At 37.2% G+C, this 22,733-nt stretch carries 10 protein-coding genes; 6 read left to right on the top strand and 4 right to left on the bottom strand.

Going from position 1 to position 22,733, the window contains the following annotated elements:
• Positions 1 to 26 precede the first annotated feature (26 nt).
• The 3 genes from bioD to AC3IS6_RS04285 all read left to right on the top strand — a co-directional run bounded on the left by bioD (position 27) and on the right by AC3IS6_RS04285 (position 3,382).
• Positions 27 to 644: a dethiobiotin synthase gene (bioD, locus tag AC3IS6_RS04295; protein WP_489163810.1), complete on the top strand. Its 618-nt coding sequence runs from the start codon at positions 27 to 29 to the stop codon at positions 642 to 644.
• Positions 645 to 744: 100 nt separating this feature from the next.
• The gene (gene bioA / locus AC3IS6_RS04290; RefSeq protein WP_489163808.1) at positions 745 to 2,016 is read left to right on the top strand and encodes an adenosylmethionine--8-amino-7-oxononanoate transaminase; all 1,272 of its coding nucleotides are present in this window, start codon (positions 745 to 747) and stop codon (positions 2,014 to 2,016) included.
• Between the two features lie 199 nt (positions 2,017 to 2,215).
• The gene (locus AC3IS6_RS04285) at positions 2,216 to 3,382 is read left to right on the top strand and encodes a beta-ketoacyl synthase N-terminal-like domain-containing protein (RefSeq protein WP_489163806.1); all 1,167 of its coding nucleotides are present in this window, start codon (positions 2,216 to 2,218) and stop codon (positions 3,380 to 3,382) included.
• A gap of 82 nt (positions 3,383 to 3,464) precedes the next feature.
• Here the strand turns inward: AC3IS6_RS04285 and AC3IS6_RS04280 are convergent, their stop codons facing one another.
• Both AC3IS6_RS04280 and AC3IS6_RS04275 read right to left on the bottom strand, forming a co-directional pair.
• On the bottom strand, positions 3,465 to 6,848 hold the full coding sequence (locus AC3IS6_RS04280; protein ID WP_489163805.1) for a DUF8693 domain-containing protein: 3,384 nt from the start codon (positions 6,846 to 6,848) through the stop codon (positions 3,465 to 3,467).
• A gap of 365 nt (positions 6,849 to 7,213) precedes the next feature.
• Positions 7,214 to 7,687 carry a regulatory protein RecX gene (locus AC3IS6_RS04275; protein WP_489163804.1) on the bottom strand — a complete coding sequence of 158 codons (474 nt, stop codon included), beginning with the start codon at positions 7,685 to 7,687 and terminating at the stop codon, positions 7,214 to 7,216.
• 287 nt (positions 7,688 to 7,974) lie between these two features.
• Between AC3IS6_RS04275 and AC3IS6_RS04270 the strand changes: the two genes are divergently transcribed.
• The 3 genes from AC3IS6_RS04270 to AC3IS6_RS04260 all read left to right on the top strand — a co-directional run bounded on the left by AC3IS6_RS04270 (position 7,975) and on the right by AC3IS6_RS04260 (position 20,529).
• Positions 7,975 to 12,423, top strand: coding sequence for a DUF8693 domain-containing protein (locus AC3IS6_RS04270; RefSeq protein WP_489163802.1), 4,449 nt, complete (start codon positions 7,975 to 7,977; stop codon positions 12,421 to 12,423).
• 173 nt (positions 12,424 to 12,596) lie between these two features.
• Positions 12,597 to 16,457, top strand: a complete 3,861-nt coding sequence (locus AC3IS6_RS04265) for a DUF8693 domain-containing protein (RefSeq protein ID WP_489163800.1) — start codon at positions 12,597 to 12,599, stop codon at positions 16,455 to 16,457.
• A gap of 574 nt (positions 16,458 to 17,031) precedes the next feature.
• The gene (locus AC3IS6_RS04260; RefSeq protein WP_489163798.1) at positions 17,032 to 20,529 is read left to right on the top strand and encodes a DUF8693 domain-containing protein; all 3,498 of its coding nucleotides are present in this window, start codon (positions 17,032 to 17,034) and stop codon (positions 20,527 to 20,529) included.
• A 69-nt stretch (positions 20,530 to 20,598) separates the two neighbouring features.
• Here the strand turns inward: AC3IS6_RS04260 and AC3IS6_RS04255 are convergent, their stop codons facing one another.
• Positions 20,599 to 21,465 (bottom strand): cupin-like domain-containing protein, encoded by an 867-nt coding sequence (locus tag AC3IS6_RS04255; RefSeq protein ID WP_489163796.1) that lies wholly within the window; start codon positions 21,463 to 21,465, stop codon positions 20,599 to 20,601.
• 81 nt (positions 21,466 to 21,546) lie between these two features.
• Positions 21,547 to 22,635, bottom strand: coding sequence for a biotin synthase BioB (bioB, locus tag AC3IS6_RS04250; RefSeq protein ID WP_173965112.1), 1,089 nt, complete (start codon positions 22,633 to 22,635; stop codon positions 21,547 to 21,549).
• Positions 22,636 to 22,733: the final 98 nt, after the last annotated feature.

Raw genomic sequence — 22,733 nt, 5'->3', positions numbered from 1 at the left:
GTGAGTCTCTGTGAAACAAAAGAAGTATGAAAATATTTATAACCGGAATTTCAACTGATGTTGGTAAAACCGTTACTTCGGCAATCGTTGTTGAAGCTTTAGAGGCTGATTATTGGAAACCCATTCAGGCCGGAGATTTGAATTTTAGTGATACACATAAAGTAAAATCTCATATCTCAAACTCAAAATCTCAATTCTACCCTAATGCATATGAATTAAACACACCGGCAAGTCCGCATCTGGCAGCAGAAATTGATGGGCTTACGATAGATTTAAATAAAATTATGGAACCCGAAACTACTAATCATTTGGTAATTGAAGGAGCCGGCGGAATATTTGTTCCGTTAAATGAAAAAGATACCATTGTAGATTTAATTCAGTCGGATTATAAAATAATTGTGGTTTCAAGACATTATTTGGGAAGCATTAATCATACACTTCTAACCATAGAAGCGATTCAGAATAGAGGTTTTGAAGTAGCAGGTATCATCTTTAGTGGAAACGAAAATAAATCGACGGAAAGTTTAATTCTTAATAAAACTGGAGTTAAGTATATTGGAAGAATTGATGATGAACCGTACTTTGATCAGAATGTAATTCGGGAATATGCAGATTTGTTTCGAGAGAACTTACTTAATTTATAGAGAAAAGAAGGCAGAATAAAGAAAACAGACTTTCTTATCTTTGTCAAAATTGTAGAGTTTAGTCTATTTTCTATACTCTAATATCCATATTCTAAACAAGATGACATTAACAGAAAAAGACAGCCAATACCTTTGGCATCCTTATACGCAGCATAAAACAGCACAAACTCCCATTGCAATTTCCAGAGGTGAAGGTGCTTTACTTTGGGATGAGAATGGTAAGGAATATATTGACGCCATTGCTTCGTGGTGGGTAAATCCGTTTGGACACAGTAATCGGTTTATTGCCGATGCGATTTACAAACAGTTAACCACATTAGAACATGTATTGTTTGGTGGTTTCACACACGAGCCAGCGATCAAAGTGGCTGAAAAACTAATTGAGATTTTGCCTAAAAACCAACAGAAGATTTTCTTTTCTGATAATGGTTCCACAGCAGTGGAAGTTGCAATAAAAGTAGCGTTGCAGTTTTTTTTCAATAAAAATGAAAAAAGAACAACTATAATTGCTTTTGAAAATGCTTTTCACGGGGATACTTTCGCAGCAATGGCCGCAAGTGGAATATCTTTTTACACGCAGGCTTTTCAGGGAATGTTTATTGATGTAGTCCGAATTCCGGTTCCGGTAAAAGGGCAGGAGCAAGAAAGCTTTGATGCCCTGAAAGATGTAATTCAAAAGCATAATTGTGCCGGTTTTATTTTTGAACCTTTGGTACAGGGTGCTGCCGGAATGGTCATGTACGAACCGGAAGCTTTGGCAAAACTAATGCAGATTTGTAAAGAGCATAATGTTCTTACTATTGCCGATGAAGTAATGACAGGTTTTGGTAAAACCGGAAAAACTTTTGCAATGGATTATGTGACAGAAGTTCCTGATATGATTTGTTTGTCAAAAGCATTAACCGGAGGAACGATTCCAATGGCGATTACCACTTTTACACAAGAAGTTTTCGATGCTTTTTATGATGATGACATCAATAAAGCTTTGTTTCACGGGCATACATTTACGGCGAATCCTACTGGTTGTGCTGCGGCTTTGGCAAGTATTGATTTGTTACAAACGGAGGAAATGCAGGCTAATATCGAGAGAATTCATAAAAGCCATTTGGATTTTCAGAAGAAAATCGAGAAACATTCGAAAGTAATTACAGCCAGAACATTGGGTGTTATCTTTGCAGTCGAAATCAAATCAGATTCTCAGGAAAGTTATTACGGTTCTATGCGTACCAAACTCTATAATTTCTTTATTGACAAAGGAGTTGTTTTGCGTCCGGTTGGAAACATCGTTTATATTTTGCCTCCATATATAATGAGTGACGAACAGCTTCAAAAAGTCTACAAAACAATTGAAGATGCTATCGAAATGGTGTAAATTTGCCAACAGATTTTCACGGATTGAACTGATTTACTCCAAATTATAATAAGAAGCAACGCAAGTACTCTAAATTAAAGGGATTGTTGCGGGAACTTTTGTGAAAAGGAGTGAATTTAGGATTAATATAAAAGTCCAGAGTAGTATTTTGTGGCTTTTACAGTTAGAAAAACAACCTTAGGGTTATAAATTACAAACATTGAATAAAAAAATCTCCATAACAGCTTTTTCTTCTATTTCACCTTTAGGAAATACGACAGATTCAGTTTGGAAAAAGTACCTTGATCGTCAGCATTGTTTTACGAAACAATTTTTAGATCAGCAGGAAACATCTGTTGCAGCTCTTGATGCCGAATCTAAGCAAATTGTAGCGGAAGTGAGGGAGTCTGATCCGAAGTATAAATTTTTAGATGATTCGGTTTTGTTTGCTCTGGCAGCTTCAAGAGTAGCAGTTCGACAAGCAGGATGGAATTCAGAAGATACTTTTGGAATCAATATTGGCTCGTCCCGAGGAGCGACAGACCTATTCGAAAAACATTACAAAGAATATATTGATACCGGAAAGGCACAAACTTTAGCTTCTCCAACAACAACTCTGGGGAATATATCGTCGTGGATTGCTCATGACCTGCAAAGTACCGGTCCCGAAATATCTCATTCTATAACCTGTTCAACGGCGCTTCATGCTTTATTAAATGGAGTGGCATGGTTGAAGTCCGGTATGGCGGATAAATTTTTGGTGGGTGGAAGTGAAGCTCCGTTGACGGATTTTACGATTGCTCAAATGAGAGCTCTTAAAATATATTCCAGAATTGATCAGGAGTTAGAATCCTGGCCTAATTTGGCTTTTGATTTTGAGAAAACGCAGAACACCATGATTTTAGGGGAAGGGGCAGCGGTTTGTTGTCTGGAAGCCGGAGAAAAAGAAAATGCATTGGCATACGTTACAGGAGTTGGTTATGCAACGGAAATCTTGGAACATAATATCTCAATTTCTGCAGAAGCGACCTGTTTCCAGAAATCAATGAAAATGGCGTTAAAAGATGTCGCTCCCGAAACCGTTGATGCTATTGTGATGCACGCGCCGGGAACAATCAAAGGAGACTTAACAGAATTGCGCGCTATCGAAAAGGTTTTTGGTTTCCAGTTGCCTTTACTTACTACTAATAAATGGAAGATCGGACATACTTTTGGAGCATCCGGTATATTGAGTTTAGAGTTGGCACTTTTGATGTTTCAACACGATACTTTTATTGGAGTACCTTTTGGAGAAGAGCAAAAACAGACTAAATCCCTTAGAAAAATATTGATTAATGCGGTAGGTTTCGGAGGAAATGCAGTTAGTATTTTGATTGAAAAATCATAGTCTCCTATAAATTTAAGATATAAAAAAATCCATTCTGTTGTCAGAATGGATTTTTTTATGGGCAAAATAAAAGGTTTTCGGTTTACTGAAGCAGTACTTTTCGGGTTGTGGTAAAGTCATTGGTCAGAGTTATCTTAATCAATAAAACCTGATTGCCTGAAGACAGGTTCTGAATCTGAAGGTCGTTACTGTTTACTTTATTCTTACTGTATAGCTGTTTCCCCGTTACATCAAAAACAGTAACTTCTTTTATGTTTTCTTGTGAGGATAACAGGTGGATTGATTTGTTTTTACTTGAAATCAGGATGCCATTTTCAGTATTTTCAAAATCCCCTGTTCCTAATGTTTTGGCAAGTTTATATCGTAATGTCAAACGATCTGCAAAGGTACCGGTTTCCGTTTTAAAGGTGTAATTGCTTTGACTTAAATTATGAACAACTCCGGTTGTTTTGTCTTCGATGTAAATTGCCTGATTGCTCATATCTCCGTCTACTTCATCTATTGCAACAGTAAAATCACCTGCAACTGTAGTTCGGTAACCTAAAGGAACAAGATCTGAATCCGAAAAAGGCAGAGCACGACCCTGAATTACATATTTATTTTTCTCATCTGCACTGTAAAAATCTAAATATTGATTGCCATCAAAAGTTAGTCCGTCATATCTGCTTTCATAGTCATTGGTTGCGCCTTCGATATAACTAACGAGTAGTTGTTTAAAAGCTCCCGTTGCATTGGTCATGTTTAACCAAATACGATGCTTTTCTATCGAGGTTTCTTTTGAGGTATTTCCGGGTCTGAAAAATTGGCTGTTATTTGCGCCTCCTAATCGCATTGAATTGTTAAACTTTACTTTTCCTCCAGCATTAGTTGTCACAAAAAAAGCTTGTCCGGCAGCTATTTTCCCTGTTGGTTTAGTACCCTTGTCTTTTGCAGGGTCGTTACTGTGCCGTTTATCTGATTTCGCCGAAACACCTCCACTCAAGTTGTATGAAGCATAATCATCCGTGCTATATTGATTTGTTGCTACGGGTTTTGCCGGAGTGTTGTGCGTCCAGAAGTAGAGTGTGCCGTTTAACATGGGATTGTCTTTTAAAAGCAAATCTGCATTTAGAGCTGAAGGATAAGGATTTCCGATTAAATGACTTTTTGATGCCGTTAAAAGTTCTCCTTCCAGATCTCCATTGTTCGGAACTCCTTTAAAAGTTGCGGTAAATTCTTGCTTGTTTGTATTTGTATAGTTTGAAGGACCTCGAATAATATATCCTTTCCCCACAATCATATTGCTTTCTCTATTGGTTCGCACCCATTGTGTACCATCATTACCATAATACATAGTACTAGGAGTTGAAGGCGAAACACCCACTAATTTTTGTGGAGTTACCGGGGTGGACCAATACAAATAATCTTTTTGGAATATAGGCGGACTGGTACGGATATAATTAATATTTCCGGTATTTACAGTATTAGTTTTTTGTATTAAACTTGAGTTGTTTTCAAATACTAAAGATCCCGAGTCAACATCGATGCTGTTTGTAACAGTCAGTGTTATTCCTGATTTTATTGTTACAGTCGCTCCATTGTCAATGGTACAGGAACATCCATTAAGATCTGTTTCTGCTGTATAATTTCCGGTAAAGTGAATTAGGTCATTTAGTGATGGTGTTCCGTCTGACCATTCAGTTCCATTCCATACATTTCCGGGCAGGATGACAACATCCGAGGAATATACTTTTGTACAATTATCGTCAATGGCAAATTTGTAAGTTCCGGGCGCTAATCCGGTAATCTCATATGTTGTTCCTGAAGATGTGTAAGTATATACAGTTCCGCGGGATTCCATTAAGCTTCCTGAAGGAGGTACATTTTCTAAAACAACACTTCCTGTAGGGGTAGTACAATTTGGCTGTTTAATCGTTCCTACTGTTGGAGCAGTTGTTATTGTTACAGAAGTAGTATTGCTTGCGTTTGCAGATGTTGAACATCCATTTGAATAATTTACGGTTACTGTTTTATTTCCTTTTGTTAACCATTTTAGCGTTACAGTATTGTTTGAAGTTCCAATTCCTCCAGTTTGAATTTGATAATCCGTATTAACGATACCAGGTACACTCCAACGGTAGTTAGTTTTTCCGGGTTGGGTGGTGTAGGTTGTATTAGTATTAGCACAAACGGTTGAAGATGGAGAGTCTGTAAAAGTCGCTGCTGCACCACTATCTACAGTTATAAGTACAACATTAGAAGTAGTTTTACTGCATCCATTAGCCTGACTGATGACCCTAAAATAAGTACTTTTAGTTAAAGGACCTATTTTAGCACCTGGAAGTGTTTTTAACTTTGCAGACGATGGGATATCATACGGATTTGTGAATTCTGCATCTGTAGAACTTTGCCATTTTATGACAGAATCCACGCTTCCTCCATTGAGTACTAAGTCGTTGGGAGTTTTATTATTGCATATCGTTTGGTCTGAACTTAAAGTGCCACTAACAGAAAGATTTGGTTTTATTACCAGAGATACATTGTAGTTTTTACTGGTGCATTTGGGAAAGTCCGTGTCGACATAAAGTACTGCATTGTAGGTTCCGACGGCAAGACAGTATGGGAACTGAATCGTAATGCTTCCATTAGGTTGCGAAGTATTTCCTTTTTGTGTATTACTGCTTATTCCTGCAGCTACAGCAGCTGAGTCAAATTTTAAATAATATTGATCTGAGTTGTTGCCGGTGTAGGTTAATGTTGCTGAAGTAGAAAATTGCATTGCTTCGGTAACTGGAGCCGGTGTTATTACGACTTCAGGTTTTACGACTATAGGAAAGGAAGTAGAATATTGAGGGGAACAGCCGTAATTGCTTACGTAAGCACGGTATTCCCAAGTACCTGCTGAAGAAGGAACTTCGGAATAAGTAGTACTAGTGTTGGCAATATCAGTCCAGGTTGAAGAATTGTTTAATCGTTTTTGCCATTTTTCAACCGATCCTACATATCCATTTTGTAATTTCATTGTACCAGTATCGGTGTTTAAACAAATTTTATTGGAGCCATCTCTGTGTACACCACCTCCTACCGAGGTGCTTACTACTTGTACTGAAAGTGACGTTGAAGAGCTCTCGCCACAAGTATTTTTAGCTCGTACCGTAAGGTTTGAGGTTAGGTTGTTATCGGGTGATGTTACTGTTATTGTATTTGTTCCTTGACCGGAAGTAATTGGGAGGTTACCATTTGATGTAGTCCAGATATAGGAGGTAGCTCCGGGTACATCAGAAATACTGTAGGTTTGTGTAGAAGATTGGCATATTGTGGTAGTTCCTATGATTGCTCCAGGTGTTGCCGGTGCACTACACTGAGCATATACACCATTAAAAAATACCCCCATTAAAAAAAAGAAAAAGGTAATTTTTAATCTAGTTTGGGATGACAGGTTTTTTACATTTAAAAAGGGAACATTAGAAAGTAAAGTTTTCTTCATAGTAGGTGTATTCTATACAATTTGTTATGCCGGAACGGGATAAATTTTTGCCCGGGCAAAGATAGATACATCTACGTCTTCGGGAAGTAACCGGTTTTGACAATGGACGTTTAATCGACAAAATGTTAAAATAGTCGACGAAATACATGTTTAGAAATGAGATTTTATGTTATTTCTTATAAATAACATTTTTAAAGCATAAGAAAAATCGCAAAATAATACTCGAAACGATCCGATTTTTAGAGCTATAAGTATAAAAAACGTCTTTTGAGTAAAAAATCCGCAAGAAAATTGAATGTATGAGTGTGGTGATTTTGACGAGAAAATCCAAGAAGGAATGAGGTTAGGATTGGAATTTTTATAGACTAGAATTCTTTTTCAAGTAAAGTGACTTTATCGTAAACAAGAAAACTTTCATATCCACGACGAAGCATATAGTCGCAGAATTTTTTTCGTTTTTTTAAGGTGTTTTTTTCGGTAATGCCATTCCAGCATCGTTCAGAAAGTTGGTCAAAAGTGGTCTCGTATTCTTCGGCTGTAATTTCTTTTAAAGCAAGCGTAATGTTGGTCGAAGAAATTTGTTTTGCTTTTAGTTCATTTGTAATTCGGATTCTGCCCCAGTGTTTAATACGGTGTTTGCCTCTGGCGAAGCTACAGGCAAATCGTGTTTCGTTTAGAAAGTTAGTTTCAATCAGCTGAACTACAATCATATCAATTTCATCGGCCGTCATTTTGAGGCCGTACAATTTAGAAACTACTTCGGCATGACAACGTTCCTGATAGGCACAATAGTGTTCTAGTTTTAGTAAGGCCTCTTTTGGAGTACAGATTGAATTCATGTGTTTTTTCTTTCTTTTTAACGGTTGCTGCTAAAAATAGTCATTTAAATGTTAAAAACACAACTATTTTTTTTGTTTTTCTCAAAAAAGTCTTCAGCTAAAATGTTGTATATGTGAGGAATTATAATATTTTTGTACGCAAAAATTAACAGTTTATTATGACCTTGTAAAACAGGTTTTTAGCCGTTATTATTTAAAAACAGAACATAAAAAAATGTGTTTTTTAATGCAGTTAGTTTTGTGTTTTGTTTGCAAAAACAAATTTAATCATAAATACCACTATTCATATGATTCAAAAATTACTTTTGATTGTCCGTTCCGTATTTTTAAAATTTTCTGATAATCAGACCAGGAAAACTTCTAATCCAGTTATCAAATTAGCCTGCCTGGGAATGTTTTTGATAATGAATTTGGGTTATGGACAGACAGTAACCTGGGATGGCTCAACTGGAGATAGAAACTGGAATACCCCAGCAAATTGGAGTAGCAATACTGTTCCAACAATTTTAGAAGATGTGATTATCCCTAATGGCACTAGTGCAAATCTTAGAACAGTTAATATTAATACAGCGGCGGTTTGTAAAACATTGACAATTAGTGGAGGGGGTAATTCGAATTCAACCACAGCCGTAACAATTACGGGATCCAATTCATTAACTGTTTCAGGAGATGTAACTATTAATGCTGTTACAACAAATGGAATTACTAAATATATAGATGTTGCCGCTGGTTCAATGTCTTGTGCAAGTGTCACAATGCAATCTTCGGGAGGTACAAATAGAAAAAGCAGTTTAAGATTGTCATCGGGAACGGTAGAAGTATTCGGTAACATAGCAATGGGTAGTACTAATAATGATATAACTTTTAGTGGATCAGGATTATTGAAAGTGGGAGGTTCGATGACTTCGGGAACTTTAACCCCTTCAACAGGAACGGTTGAATATAATAATACAGGTGCTCAAACTATAGGATATAACACTTATTACAATTTAGTGTTATCCGGAAATACGGGTGCCGTTAAAACTTTTTCAGTTGGTTCGTCAACTAATAATTTAACTATTAAATCAGGTGTCGTTGCAAATTTGGGAACTTTTACACATAATACAAATACACTTACATTTGCGGGAGTAAATCAGGACATTGGTTCATGGGGGAGTACCAGTTCTGTTGCAACCTACAAAAACAATACTTATTTTGCTTCCACTTTGGGTGTTGTGACTGTTGGAAGATCCTATCCTTCATTTAATTTTACTTATGTTAGGCCGATTACCAATGTAGTTTTTAATGCTCTCTCAAATGCCAGTTCTGCTTTATTAACGTCGCCTGCATATGAGAATTATACTAATTATAAAACCAGTGTCACTGTTGGTCAAAGTTATACCATAGCCGTTCAGGGTAATACGGATGGAGACTATATCTATTATTACCAAGTCTTTTTTGATTGGAATCAGGATGGGGACTTTTCAGATTCTGGTGAACCGTTTAATATATCAACTATTAGGAATTCTAACGGAATAGATGGTAAAACAGCATCTAATTTAATTGCTGTGCCTTTAAATGCTGCTCAGGGTACTACCCGAATGCGTGTAATCAGTCATTACAATTCCTATAATACAACTCCTAATGGTCCTGTTGATGGTTATAGCTATGGACAGGTAGAAGATTATAGTATAAATGTTGAAGGGGCTTGTTCTACTCCTGCTCCCGGGGCTACTTTATCAACGGCTAATCCTGTTTGCTCTAATGTACCTTTCACTTTATCTGTTGAAAATCCAAGTACGGGAGGAACGGGATATCAATGGGAAACTTCGACAGATAACGCAACCTGGATCAATGCTACACCGGGACCTGTTACTATTATAGATACCGATTTTAGCACGACTCCAACTAATGCAGTCATTACAGGTAATACAAGTATCAGCGGGGGTGAATTAATTTTAACTCCGGCCGCCGCAAGTCGTGCAGGGGGATATTTTATTAACACTTCTCCGGGATCGAATATAACACCTTTTACGGCAAGTTTCGATTTTAGGATGTTTGACGGTAATGATGCAGATGGAATGAGTTTAAGTTATGGACCGGCTAGTAGTATCTCTGCTTCTAGTGCTGGTGGAGGTGAAGAAGGAGAGGGTACAGGTTTTATATTAAAATTAGACACCTATGATAACTCTACGGGGGTTGAAAAAGCCAGTATGGTTAGAATTTTTTATGGAGGAGTACAGATTTTTGCGAGTAGCCTTAGTCCGTATATTCTTAGAAACTCTTCCTACAGAACTGCAAACTTAGCGGTCGATATTAATGGATTGTTATCTCTAAAGATAGGGGTCGCCACAATTGTTTCCGGACTTTCGGTACCTGGTTACGTTGCTGCCGACAAGACCAATTGGAAGTTTAAGTTTTCAGCACGTACAGGAGCACAATTTGATAGACAGAGTATTGATAAAATAACTATTGTGTGTGGAGATGTTTTGTCAAGTAATCCAACTTATACTACAACTCAGGTGATTCCAACTCGTTATCGTGCTAAAGTAACGTGTGGTAGTACGTCAGTGTACTCAACTCCTGTGTTAGTTAATATGATTTCGGCGGTAATTCAGCCAAAGACAGCCTCAACTTGTACCAATACGGGTTTTACGATAACACCAGCTAGCGGGCCAAATGATAATGTCCCATCGGGTACTACGTATAGTTGGCCATCTCCGGTCGTTACCGGCGGACTAACTGGTGGAGCGGCAAGTTCAGGTTCGCCAAATTCTATAACAGGAACTTTAACGAATTCAACTACCACAGATCAAACAGCAACTTATACGGTAACCCCTACTTCGTCAGGTTGTGCAGGAAACCCATTTACCATCACGGTAACGGTAAGTCCGATCCCAACTATAACAGTAGGAACAGTTACACAACCAACCTGTATTTTAACATCGGGTAGTATTGCTTTAAGTGGCCTTCCTTCCGGCGGAACTTTAACAAGATCGCCCGGAGCAGTAGCTGTACCTTATACGGGAACAGCAGTTACAGATGTTAATCTTGCAGGAGGAACGTATTCGTACACAGTTGCAAATGCCAATTGTACATCGGCAGTGACCGCAGGAATCGTAATTAATCCGGCTCCAATAGCGACCTATAACAATGGCTGGGATACTGCTGCAACGGCAGGTAAGAAACTTATTTTTGCTTCAAATTTTACTTCTACAGGTGATGTGACTGGATGTTCTTGTGAAGTTAATTCCGGCGCAAATGTTATAATAGCGGTTGGGCATACCTTAAATATTATCAATGATGTCAAAGTACTTAGTGGTGGTACGATGACTTTTAAAAATACAGCAAGTTTAGTTCAAACAAATAATGTTACAAATACGGGTGATATCACTTACGAACGTACGAGCCCGCCTATATTCCAAAAAGATTATTTGTATTGGTCAACTCCGGTAAGTCCACAAAGATTAATCGATCTTTCGCCTTTAACAACTGCTAGTAAATACTATGGTTTTAATGGGACACAATGGGTACAAACCAATAGAATGACCAATATGGTAGTGGCTAAAGGTTATATTATTCGTGGACCGGATAATTATACGAATGTTTCTAAGACAGCTTATCCGGCAAGTTTTAAGGGAGTTCCGAATAATGGAAATATAGAAACGGAACTGTTAGCTTCAGGAAAAAGTTATTTGATAGGAAATCCTTATCCATCTGCTGTAAGCGCAGATGACCTGATAACTAATGTTGTGAATAGAGATATAATAAACGGAACTTTTTATTTTTGGACACATAATACTCCGGCAAAACCTATACCAGCGAATCAATACAGTACGGATGATTATGCTTCATACAACCTGACTGGAGGAGTATCGGCAAGATCAGATCCGGGTCATAATAATAATCCTACACTTGATGGCGGGGCTAAGCCAACTGGAGAAATTGCAGCTGGACAAGCATTTTTTGTAACAACTAAAGCTGCAGGAAAAGTAGTGTTTATCAATTCTATGCGTTTAGGTGCGGTTGATAATGGTCAGTTTTTCAGATCTGCAAACAGCTCAAAAGGGACTGCTATCGAAAAGAACCGTATTTGGTTAAACATGACCAGTGCAACAGGAGCTTTTAAACAACTATTGGTGGGTTACATACAGGGTGCAACTAACGAATATGAAAGCCAGTACGATGGATTAACTCTAGACGGTAATCAGTATTTGGATTTTTACAGTGTAAGTGATGCGAATAAATTTGTAATTCAGGCTCGTGCGTTACCTTTTACAGATTCAGATGTTGTTCCATTAGGATACCGTACTGCTGTAGCGGGTGATTTCACGATTGGAATAGACGAAGCGGACGGTAAATTAGCGAAGCAGGCGATTTATGTTGAAGATAAAACGACAGGAGTTATTCATGACTTAACACAAAGTAATTACACTTTCAAAACAGAAGTGGGGAACTTTACAGAACGTTTGGTTTTGCGTTATACCGGTAAAACTTTAGGAATCGGAGACCTCGAAAAAGTGAAAGACGGGATCTTAGTTTCGATAAAAAATAAAGTAATTGCGATACAATCTTCTCAGGAAAATATCAAGGAAATTACAGTGTATGATGTGTCTGGAAAGATTCTTTACAATAAAAAGAAGGTGAGCAATACAGAATTACAAATTCAGAATTTGCCATCATCCAATCAGGTATTATTGGTTAAGGTAACTTTGGCAAATGATTTTACAGCTACAAGAAAAATTATATTTCAATAAACTATAAATAATAGTTCATTTCAAAAAGAATCCATTTCGTTTTTCGGAATGGATTCTTTTTTTGCTTAAAAAAGATTTTTAAAATATCACTGAAATCCGGTATTGCAGGTCTCAGGCAGAGTATTTATTTTTGAGTTAATTCGTACAAATTGTATTAACTTAAATTTTGTATTTTGATAAAAAAAATAATCTTTTCTCTAATCTTTGTTGGCTATTTACATAGTCCGGAACTTTGTGCGCAACAAGGCAAAGTAGATATTTCTTTCAACACAGTTGATGACGGACAGAAAGGAGATGGTTTTGATAATATTGTGCGGACAGTATCTTTACAATCGGATCAAAAACTTATTGTCGGTGGAGATTATTTGAGTCTCAATGGAATTTCGACCCACTACTTAACCCGCTTAAATTTGGATGGCAGTATCGATGAAACATGGAATACAGGAACAGGCTTCAATGGTAAAGTTTATACCAGTTACATTCAGCCTGATGGCAAAATAATCGTAGGGGGTAGTTTTACTTCTTTTAATGGAATCAATTCCGGTAGGCTTATCAGATTAAACAGTAATGGGACTTATGATGCAACATTTGATACTACTATTGCTGCTACCGCCGGTATTATTTATAACATTTGCCCACAAAGCGATGGTAGAATAATTATAACCGGAAGTTTTACAAAATATAATAATAGTACAGTAAACAGAGTGGCGCGCATTCTATCAAATGGGAGCTTAGATCCTTCTTTTAGTACAGGTTCAGGCTCTTCGGCCAATATTACAAATGCAATTATTTTGCCCGATGGTAAAATCTTGCTGACGGGTAATTTTACTGTTTTTAATACTATCGCAGCCAACAGAATAGTGTGTTTACTTCCGAATGGCAAAGTTGATATTGATTTTAATGTTGGAATGGGTTTTAACGATGACGTAAACACGATCGTTATCCAACCAAATGGGAAAATTATTCTGGGAGGAAAATTTACAAGCTATAATGGATTTACCGCTAACCGAATCATCAGATTGAATCGGGATGGTAGTATAGATAAAGATTTTATAACCGGTTCTGGTTTTAGTGGGGATGCAGTTGAGGTTATTAAAAATGATTCCTATGATAATATTATGGTAGGAGGATCGTTTACAGGTTTTTATAATGGAATCGCAGTGAATCGAATTTGTTTGTTAAATTCAAATGGAATTCTTCAAACGGATTTTGGTATTGATTCGGGGCCGGGATCAGGATCAGTTTTGTCTTTGGCAAAAGACACAGAAAATTCCTGGTATGTTGCTGGCTCGTTTTCGGCTTTTGATAGTCTGAATCAGGGAAGATTGGTAAAAATTAATGGAGATGGAGAACATGTAGAAGGATATTTGTCAGCTGGAGTTGGTTTTGATAGTTCTGTTTTGAAAGTGCTGTCCTTAACGGATAAAAAGACATTGGTACTAGGGAATTTCAAGAAGTTCAACGGAAATTTTAGTTCACGAATAGCAAGGGTTTTAGCTGATGGGACTTTCGATGCAACTTTTAATTCAGGACAGTCAGGTGCTAATAATGGGATAAAATCTGGGATATTACAATCAGATGGAAAGATCATTTTCGGTGGAAATTTTACAAAGTACAACGAAGTCATTTGCAACAGAATTGTTCGGATTTTACCCGATGGAGCAATAGATAATACTTTTAATATAGGTACAGGATTTAATGGACAGGTATATGCCATCGCTGTTCAATCAGATGAAAAAGTAATTGTCGCAGGTAACTTTACAAGTTATAAAGGGGCGCCGGCTGGAAGAATAATTCGATTGCTGCAAAACGGTTTACGTGATATTAGTTTTGACATGGGTGTTGGTGCCGATGGTATTGTCGAGACAATAGTCGTGCAACCTGATGGTAAAATAATAATAGGGGGGCGATTTATTAATTTTAATGGTAATTCGTCTCCCAAATTGGCTCGTCTAGATTCCAACGGAAATATTGATTTAGGGTTTAAAACAGGGGCAGGTTTTGATAAAAATGTTTATACAGTTGGACTGCAATCCGATCAGAAAATAGTAGTTGGAGGATCATTCTTAATTTACAACGGAACTTCGCAAAAACGTATTACCTGCCTGAATACCGATGGGAGTTTAGATGTTCTTTTTGAGAATGGTATTGCTTTTAATAAAGGAGATGTTCGTAGTATTTTAATTCAGCCAGACGATCGTATTTTGGTTGGTGGAACCTTTTCCGGAACCTATAAATCCAATACAGCTTTACGACTAATACGTTTGAAAAAATCTGGGGACTACGATTCTTCATTCGAAAGCCAGCTTAACAATAGTCTCTTTGCAATGGGTTTTACACCTGACTACAAGTTGATTATTGGGGGAAATTTCAACTCAATATCAGGTGTTTCAAAACATAGAATTGCACGAATCAAACTTTGTTTAGATGCAACAGTATGGGATGGTGGTATTTGGTCCAATGGTTTCCCGTCGGGAGGAAAAGAAATTGAATTCAAAGGCGATTATGAAAATCTAACTTCTGCAAATGTGTGCAGTTGTGTAATCGATAAAGGGAAAAAGGTTACACTTTTAAATGGGAATACTTTAGGAATCGAACTTTTATATGCGGGTGAAGGAATTTTAACAATGGAAGATTCTGCAAGCCTATATCAGTCTGATGACGATATCGTAAATACAGGTGTCGTTCATTTAACAAGAAATTCAACTCCTATACGAAAATCGGATTATACTTATTGGTCATCTCCCGTAGACTTACAAAAATTAATAGAGGTATCTCCTAAGTCACATTCAGAAAAATTTTATTCATATAACTATGAAGATAAAAAATGGAATCGGGAGAATCCCACAAATATAATGCTTCGTGGAAGAGGATACATAATTCAGGGACCACAAGACTTTTCCACGACAGTACCGTTAGAATTTGAAGCAACTTTTAAAGGAATACCAAGTAATGGTAAAATTGAGATTAAGTTGGGAATCGCCGATAGCTTCAATTTAATTGGAAACCCTTATCCATCTTCTCTCAATGCGGATGTTTTTTTGGCAGAAAACAAATCAAAAATTAAGGGGACACTTTATTTCTGGACACATAATACACCGCTTACCAATTATAAATATACTTCCGATGATTATGCGGTTTACAATTTACTTGGCGGTGTAGGAACAAGAAAAGCCATCGCATCAGGAATTAATGAAACAGTTCCTGATGGCACGATCTCCTCAGGACAGGCTTTTTTTGTAAATAGCAAAGGTCCGATGGAAATAGAATTCAATAATAGTATGAGGCTTACGGGAAGAAACTCGACATTTTTTAAACAAGCAGATAAGATTTCGGATAAAAACATCAAAAATGCAATTGAAAAGCATCGTATATGGTTGAATTTTCAGAACGATGATGGTATTTTTAAACAAATTTTGATTGGTTATATTGGGGATGCAACAAATAGTTACGACATTGATTATGATGCAGAATCAATAAATGGAAACCAGTTTGTTAATTTTTATAGTAGGGTTGAAAGTAAGAACTTGGTAATTCAGGCCAGAGCATTGCCTTTTGTTCAAACGGATTCAATACCGCTTGGTTATGAAACTACTGTTGCAGGAAAATTTAGTATTAGCATTGATCATCAGGATGAATTTTTCAAGAAGTTGAATGTCTTTGTAGAAGACAAAGATTTGAAGATAAAGCATAATTTAAGTCATAGTTCTTATTCATTTGCTACTCAATCGGGAACTTTTAATGAACGTCTTGTATTAAGTTTTATAGATGAGTCTTTATTGAGAAACGGTTTTGAGGATAAAAAACAAGATATTTTCATCTCAGTTCAGGACAAAGTAGTTAAAGTGACTTCTACACAGGAACTAATCAGTGAAATAGTCATTTTTGATATTTTAGGAAAACAACTGTATCAAAAAGAGAATATTGAAAATCTGGAATTTCAAGGGGCTAAATTCAATTCAAACAACCAGGTTTTGATACTAAAAATCAAATTGAATAACGGAAAAATGATAACCCGAAAAATTTTGCTTTAAAGATATGTTGGGTACCTTTTAATTCCTGTTGTTTGTTTTCAATGAACAATTGTTTTCGTAAATAAGGACTTTTAGGTTTCTTTTTTGCGATCTGAAAGGTAATATCGCATTTCTTTAAGTAATAATTTTTATAGTTTTAAAAGAGTACTTTGGACGTGATTCCCTGTGTTTGCTGGTAATCTGTTGTTTATTAATGTATTGTGTGATCGAATAAGTGTTAAAATCGCACAGTTTAATCAAAAACAGTTGTCTTCATTGTAAATAAAATCGTACCTTGTTGTTACTTTACGATTGAAATGCTTAAAAGCCTGTTAAGTTAATTTTTATCCTTTGCTATTAAAACGATATGGAATAGAGTGTCCATTAGTTTTTATCTGCCTAAAATACTGATTGCGAATTTAAATGCCCCATTAAATGAAACAAAAAGTACTTTCCACATCAATATTTTATTTGTGTCTTCAGGATTAGTCTATCTTGTGCATTGTTGTTTTATTTTTTGAGGTATTTAAAAATTACTTTGATCAGATTTCTGTCTGATTGAGGAGCTTGTTTTTAAATATAAAAAAATACCACGATGAAAAAATATTTACTTACACTTCAGTTATTTGTATTGCCTTTGTTTTTTTATGCACAGACTAAGACAGTCTCTTTTTCAAGTGTTGGAACAAGTAGTTTTTATGTTCCTGCGGGTGTATCATCAGTAACTATGAGTGCCTGGGGAGGCGGTGGAGCCGGAGGTGGCTCAACTGTTCCGGGTCTGACTTTACAGAGAGCTGCCGGAGGAGGAGGAGGAGGGGCTTTTGCAGGGGGTACCTACTCTATGAGCATGTCTATTCAAACGACCTTGTCGATTACGGTTGGTAAAGGAGGTGCAGGAGCTTTGTCAGCTAATGGAGGTGCTGGCGATAATTCCTCAATTACAGGTTATGTAACGGCACTTGCAGGAAATGGTGGGATTGTCAATAATGGTACAGTCACCAATCCGGCAGGAGGCGCCGGAGGATTAGCTTCAGGATCTACAGGAGCCACTAAAGTCGATGGGGTAAGCGGTGGAGCCGGTGAGACACTTTTACCTGCTGTAACCGGAGCCGGAGGAGCCGGAGGTACTAGCGGGGCAGATGTCGGAGGAGCCGGAGGGGCGAGTATTACAGGTTTACTAGCCAATAGTAATGGTAATCCCGGAACTCAGCCCGGAGGTGGTGGGAGTGGTGGAAAATCGGCACTTTTAGGTTCCGCTTCAACAGGGGGAGCCGGAGGAACTGGAAAAGTTGTGATTGTTTATACCTGTCCAACTTATAGCCTAACAAGTATATCAGCCTCGACCGTAAATATTTGTACAGGAACATCGTCAACAATAACCCTAAATGGTAGTTTACCGGTAGGAGCATATAGTGTTGCTTATCAGGTAGACGGAGTAACTCAGACACCGGTAAGTATGACTGTAAGTACAAGTGGAACCAGTACTTTTACAGCTCCCGGATTTTCAGCTTTAGGAAGTAAAAGTTTAACAGTTACATCTTTAACTTCTGGAACAAGTGGCAATGCTGCCGATAATTGTGCTTCAACTATCAGTGCAAATAATACTACTTCAGTAAATGTAACATCATCCGGGACAGCTCCTGTTGCTTTAGCAGGAACCGGAGCAACCTGTACCCAGATTACAGCAAATTGGCAATCTGTTTCGGGATCAACTTATTACACATTGGATCTTTCGACAGATATTAATTTCGGAAGTTTTGTTGGAACCTATAACGGTTTGAATGTTGGAAATGTTTTAACGGTAAATATTACGGGTTTAAGCAATGCGACTACTTATTATTACAGAGTTCGAGCATTTAACGGTACCTGTTTGAGTGCTTATTCGAATACCGTAACTTACAAACCAGCTGTTTCTCCGGGTAATGTTGTATTGCAGGCAGCCACGAATACTTTTTGCACTACATTTACGGCAAATTGGAGTGCGGAAGTCAATGCAGTGAGTTATCTGTTAGATGTTTCTCTTGTGAATACATTTGCTAGTTTTGTATCAGGATATAATGCTCTTGATATAGGAAATGTGACGACCTATACAGTGACCGGACTGGCTGGAAGTATAACCTATTATTACAGACTCAGATCAAAGAATGGTTGTGGAACCAGTGCTACTGGTACAGCAACAGTACAAAATATAACGACAACTACTCAGCCAGGCACGCCACTTAATGATCCGGTGGTTCAGCCCACCTGTGATGTTCTGACTGGAACTGTTGTTTTAAAGAATTTGCCAAACAGAAACGATTATACGATTACTCAAACCGGTACGTTCTTCAATACTTATTCGGGAGGAGTAGGTGCCGATTGGACTAAATATACAATTACAGGTCTGGCTCCCGGTACTTATAATTTTACGGTACAATATCCGGGCACCTGTGCTTCTTTGTCATTGTCGAGTATTGTCGTAAATGCTTTAGCAACGAATACCTATACAATTGCAGGAGGATGGTCGCTTGGAACGCCAACAACAAGCCAGAATGTTGTTTTTGCAGATGATTTTTCTTCGTCTGGAGATGTAAATAGCTGTGGCTGTACGATAAATGCCGGAAAAAAAGTAACCATAAATAGTTCAAATACGTTAACAGTTAAGAATGCACTAATTGTAGATTCGGGAGCAGGTACTTCTTTGACTTTTAAAACCAGTTCAAGTTTGTTTCAAGTGAATACTGCAATTAACTCAGGAAGTATTTTTTATGAGCGAACAAGTCCCGGGATCTTAAAAAAAGATTATCTGTATTGGTCAACTCCCGTAAATCCTCAAAGATTAATTGATCTTTCATCCGGAACATCAGCAACAAAATATTTTGGTTTTGATGGCACACAATGGGTAGTTACCGATAGAACCACTAATATGGTAGTGGGCAAAGGGTATATCATTCGTGGCCCGGAGACCTATTCGAATACTATTAAAGCACCATTTACGGGAATTTTTTCAGGAGTTCCGAACAATGGAAGTTTGGAAGGAGAATTTTTAAGTTCGGGAAAAAGTTATTTAGTAGGAAATCCTTATCCATCTGCTTTAAATGCCGATGCCCTTTTAAGCGGAAACAGTTTACTGGGTGGAACCATTTATTTTTGGACACACAATACGCCTGTACAGTTAACCTATACAAATCAGTATACAACCGATGATTATGCTTCTTATAATTTAAGTGGCGGAGTTTCTGCTAAATCAGATCCATTACATAGTGATAATCCGGCCAATGATAATGGAATTAAACCAACGGGTAAAATAGCAGCGGGACAATCATTTTTTGTAACTACTGTAGCAGCAGGGAAAGTACAGTTTAACAATTCGATGCGGGTAGCAGGAAATAATAATCAGTTTTTTAAATCTGAAAACACATCAAAAGAAACGGCTCTGGTAAAAAAACGTATCTGGTTAAACATGACCAATACATCCGGAGCCTTTAAGCAGTTACTTGTAGGGTATATTGAGGGAGCTACGAATGAGTATGATGCCAACTATGACGGAATTAGTTTTAATGCTAATCCTTATCTCGATTTTTACAGTATAGCTAACGGGAACAATTATGTAATTCAGGGAAGGGCTTTGCCTTTTGTTGATACCGATCTCGTTCCGTTAGGTTATCGTACTACTATCGCGGGTGAATTTATGATTTCGATTGACGAAGTAGACCTTAATATGAACGAACAGCCGATTTATATTGAAGATAAAGTAACCGGCGTAATTCATGATTTAAAACAGAGTAATTACACTTTTACAACCGCAATCGGAACTTTTGCAGATCGACTGGTGTTGCGTTATAAAGGAAAAACGTTAGGCACCGATGATTTCGAAAACCTGCAGAATGCCATTTTTGTTTCAGTCAAAAATAGAATAGTAAACGTGATGTCATCAAATGAACAGCTTAAAGAGGTCTCTGTTTTTGATTTGTCGGGGAAATTGATGTACAACAAAAAGAAAATTAGCAATAAAGAATTACAAATACCAAATCTGGCACCAGGGAATCAGATGGTACTGGTAAAAGTGATGTTAGAAAATGACGTTACACGCACTAAGAAAATAGTTTTTTAGATAATTAACAGAAAAAGCAGCTGCAAACTGAAACTTTGCGACTGCTTTTTAAACAATCAGAAAAGGTCCTCAGAAAGGCTCTTGCAGATTTTGATTGGTATTCCGAATTGCTTTTTCATTTTTATAATCAATCCATTTTTGACCTTTGAATTTGCGCATCATAATATCAAAGTTACGCATGATAAAAACATTGTAAACAGCTTTCGATAAGTTTGTAATGTTTTTCGGGAAAGCTCTTAGGCTCATCGAAAATCCAGGGGTTAAATACTTCATGTAATGCCAGTACCCTTCGGGCATGTATAGCATTTCACCGTGTTTTAGATTGGTGATAAATCCTTGTGTATTTCTTAGGGCAGGGAATTTTTCGTAATCAGGATTGTCAAAATCAATATCTTCTCTTGAAATTAAAGCGTGGGGTACTTTGTACATGTATTTCGATTGATCCGGAGCAAAGAGCATGCATTGTTTTTCTCCATGAAAGTGAAAGTGTAAAATATTGGAGTAGTCAATATCATAATGCATGAATACCCGGGCTTTTTCTCCACCAAAAAAAAGCATAGGCATTTGTTTGACCAGATTTAAACCTATGTCCGGCCATAAAAAATCTTCTTTTAAAGACGGGACTTCTTTCATTAAATTATAAAGAAAAATGCGATAATTAGTTGGCTTCGATTCCAGAAGATGAATATAGTCGCTCATTTTCATGGTAGTATGAGCTTCATTAAAACCGTCTTGATGATTTACAGGTCTGTCATCATATAAGGGAACGATGATGTTTCCTGCGATTTCGTTGATATAAGATAATTTCCATTTCTGATAAGCTGGCCAGTCTTGGGTCAATTCTTCAACAACAACAGGAATTTGCTTTTTTACATATTGGGAAATAAAATCTGCTTTTGAAATTTTTTTTACCCGTTCGATTTGTTTTAACTTCATCTCTTTTAAATAAAAAAATTGCTTATAACACATGTTATAAGCAATTTAAAAATATTTATCGAGATTTATGAACTCTTTTTCTTAATTTTTTGATTTGACCGAAGCCTCAAGGTTTCTGTCAATTGTATGTCCCGGTCTTGACCATTTTGGTTTCTCGCCCAGAGGAGCAAACTGTGAATCAGATGCTTCAACCGTTTTAGGTTGTGAAACTTTTGTAAATGGTTTTTGCGGATTCAATCCTAACATTTCGAACATTTTCATGTCTTCATGAACATCAGGGTTTGGTGTAGTAAGCAATTTATCACCTGCAAAAATAGAATTTGCACCTGCAAAAAAGCACATTGCCTGTCCTTCACGGCTCATATTTGTTCTTCCTGCAGATAAACGAACCTGTGTATCCGGCATTACAATTCTCGTAGTAGCAACCATACGGATCATTTCCCAAATTTCAACTGGTTTTTCCTCTTCCATTGGAGTTCCTTCAACAGCTACCAAAGCATTAATTGGTACAGATTCAGGTTGAGGGTTTAAAGTAGAAAGCGCAACAAGCATTCCGGCTCTGTCTTCGATACTTTCTCCCATTCCGATAATTCCTCCACTACAAACTGTAACATTCGTTTTACGAACATTTTCTATCGTTTGTAAACGGTCTTCGAAACCGCGTGTTGAAATAACATCTTTATAATATTCTTCAGAAGTATCTAAATTATGGTTGTAAGCATATAAACCCGCTTCAGCCAAACGTTGTGCCTGATTTTCGGTAATCATACCTAAGGTACAGCAAACTTCCATATCAAGTTTATTAATGGTACGAACCATTTCTAAAACCTGATCAAATTCTTCGCCATCTTTTACGTTTCTCCAGGCAGCTCCCATACATACACGAGACGATCCGCTTGATTTTGCACGTAAAGCCTGTGCTTTAACCTGACTAACACTCATTAAATCATTTCCTTCAACACCGGTGTTATAACGAGCAGCTTGTGGGCAATACCCACAGTCTTCCGGACAGCCTCCGGTTTTGATTGAAAGTAAAGTAGATACCTGAACTACGTTAGGATCATGCTTTTGTCTGTGAATTGTTGCTGCTTCGTACAGCAAGTCCATCATAGGTTTATTATATATGGCGATTATTTCGTCTTTTGTCCAATTGTGTTTTGTAATGCTCATTGATGCAGTTTTTTGATGCTCCAAAAGTAGTTAAATTGTTCCAATCAACCAATGCCCAATCCTGTAAATGAATATTTGACAGATAATTTCAAAAAAGA

It is taken from the genome of Flavobacterium sp. KH_035 (genome assembly GCF_057839565.1).
Note: the sequence above shows the minus strand (reverse complement) of the source record. Positions and strands in the feature narration are given on the sequence as shown.

Bases quoted from the DNA above. Each gene is read 5' to 3' on its own strand.
- AC3IS6_RS04275 (WP_489163804.1), bottom strand. From the start codon at position 7,687: ATGAATTCAATCTGTACTCCAAAAGAGGCCTTACTAAAACTAGAACAC.
- bioB (WP_173965112.1), bottom strand. From the start codon at position 22,635: ATGAGCATTACAAAACACAATTGGACAAAAGACGAAATAATCGCCATA.
- bioD (WP_489163810.1), top strand. From the start codon at position 27: ATGAAAATATTTATAACCGGAATTTCAACTGATGTTGGTAAAACCGTT.
- AC3IS6_RS04255 (WP_489163796.1), bottom strand. From the start codon at position 21,465: ATGAAGTTAAAACAAATCGAACGGGTAAAAAAAATTTCAAAAGCAGAT.
- AC3IS6_RS04260 (WP_489163798.1), top strand. From the start codon at position 17,032: ATGAAAAAATATTTACTTACACTTCAGTTATTTGTATTGCCTTTGTTT.
- bioA (WP_489163808.1), top strand. From the start codon at position 745: ATGACATTAACAGAAAAAGACAGCCAATACCTTTGGCATCCTTATACG.
- AC3IS6_RS04270 (WP_489163802.1), top strand. From the start codon at position 7,975: ATGATTCAAAAATTACTTTTGATTGTCCGTTCCGTATTTTTAAAATTT.
- AC3IS6_RS04280 (WP_489163805.1), bottom strand. From the start codon at position 6,848: ATGAAGAAAACTTTACTTTCTAATGTTCCCTTTTTAAATGTAAAAAAC.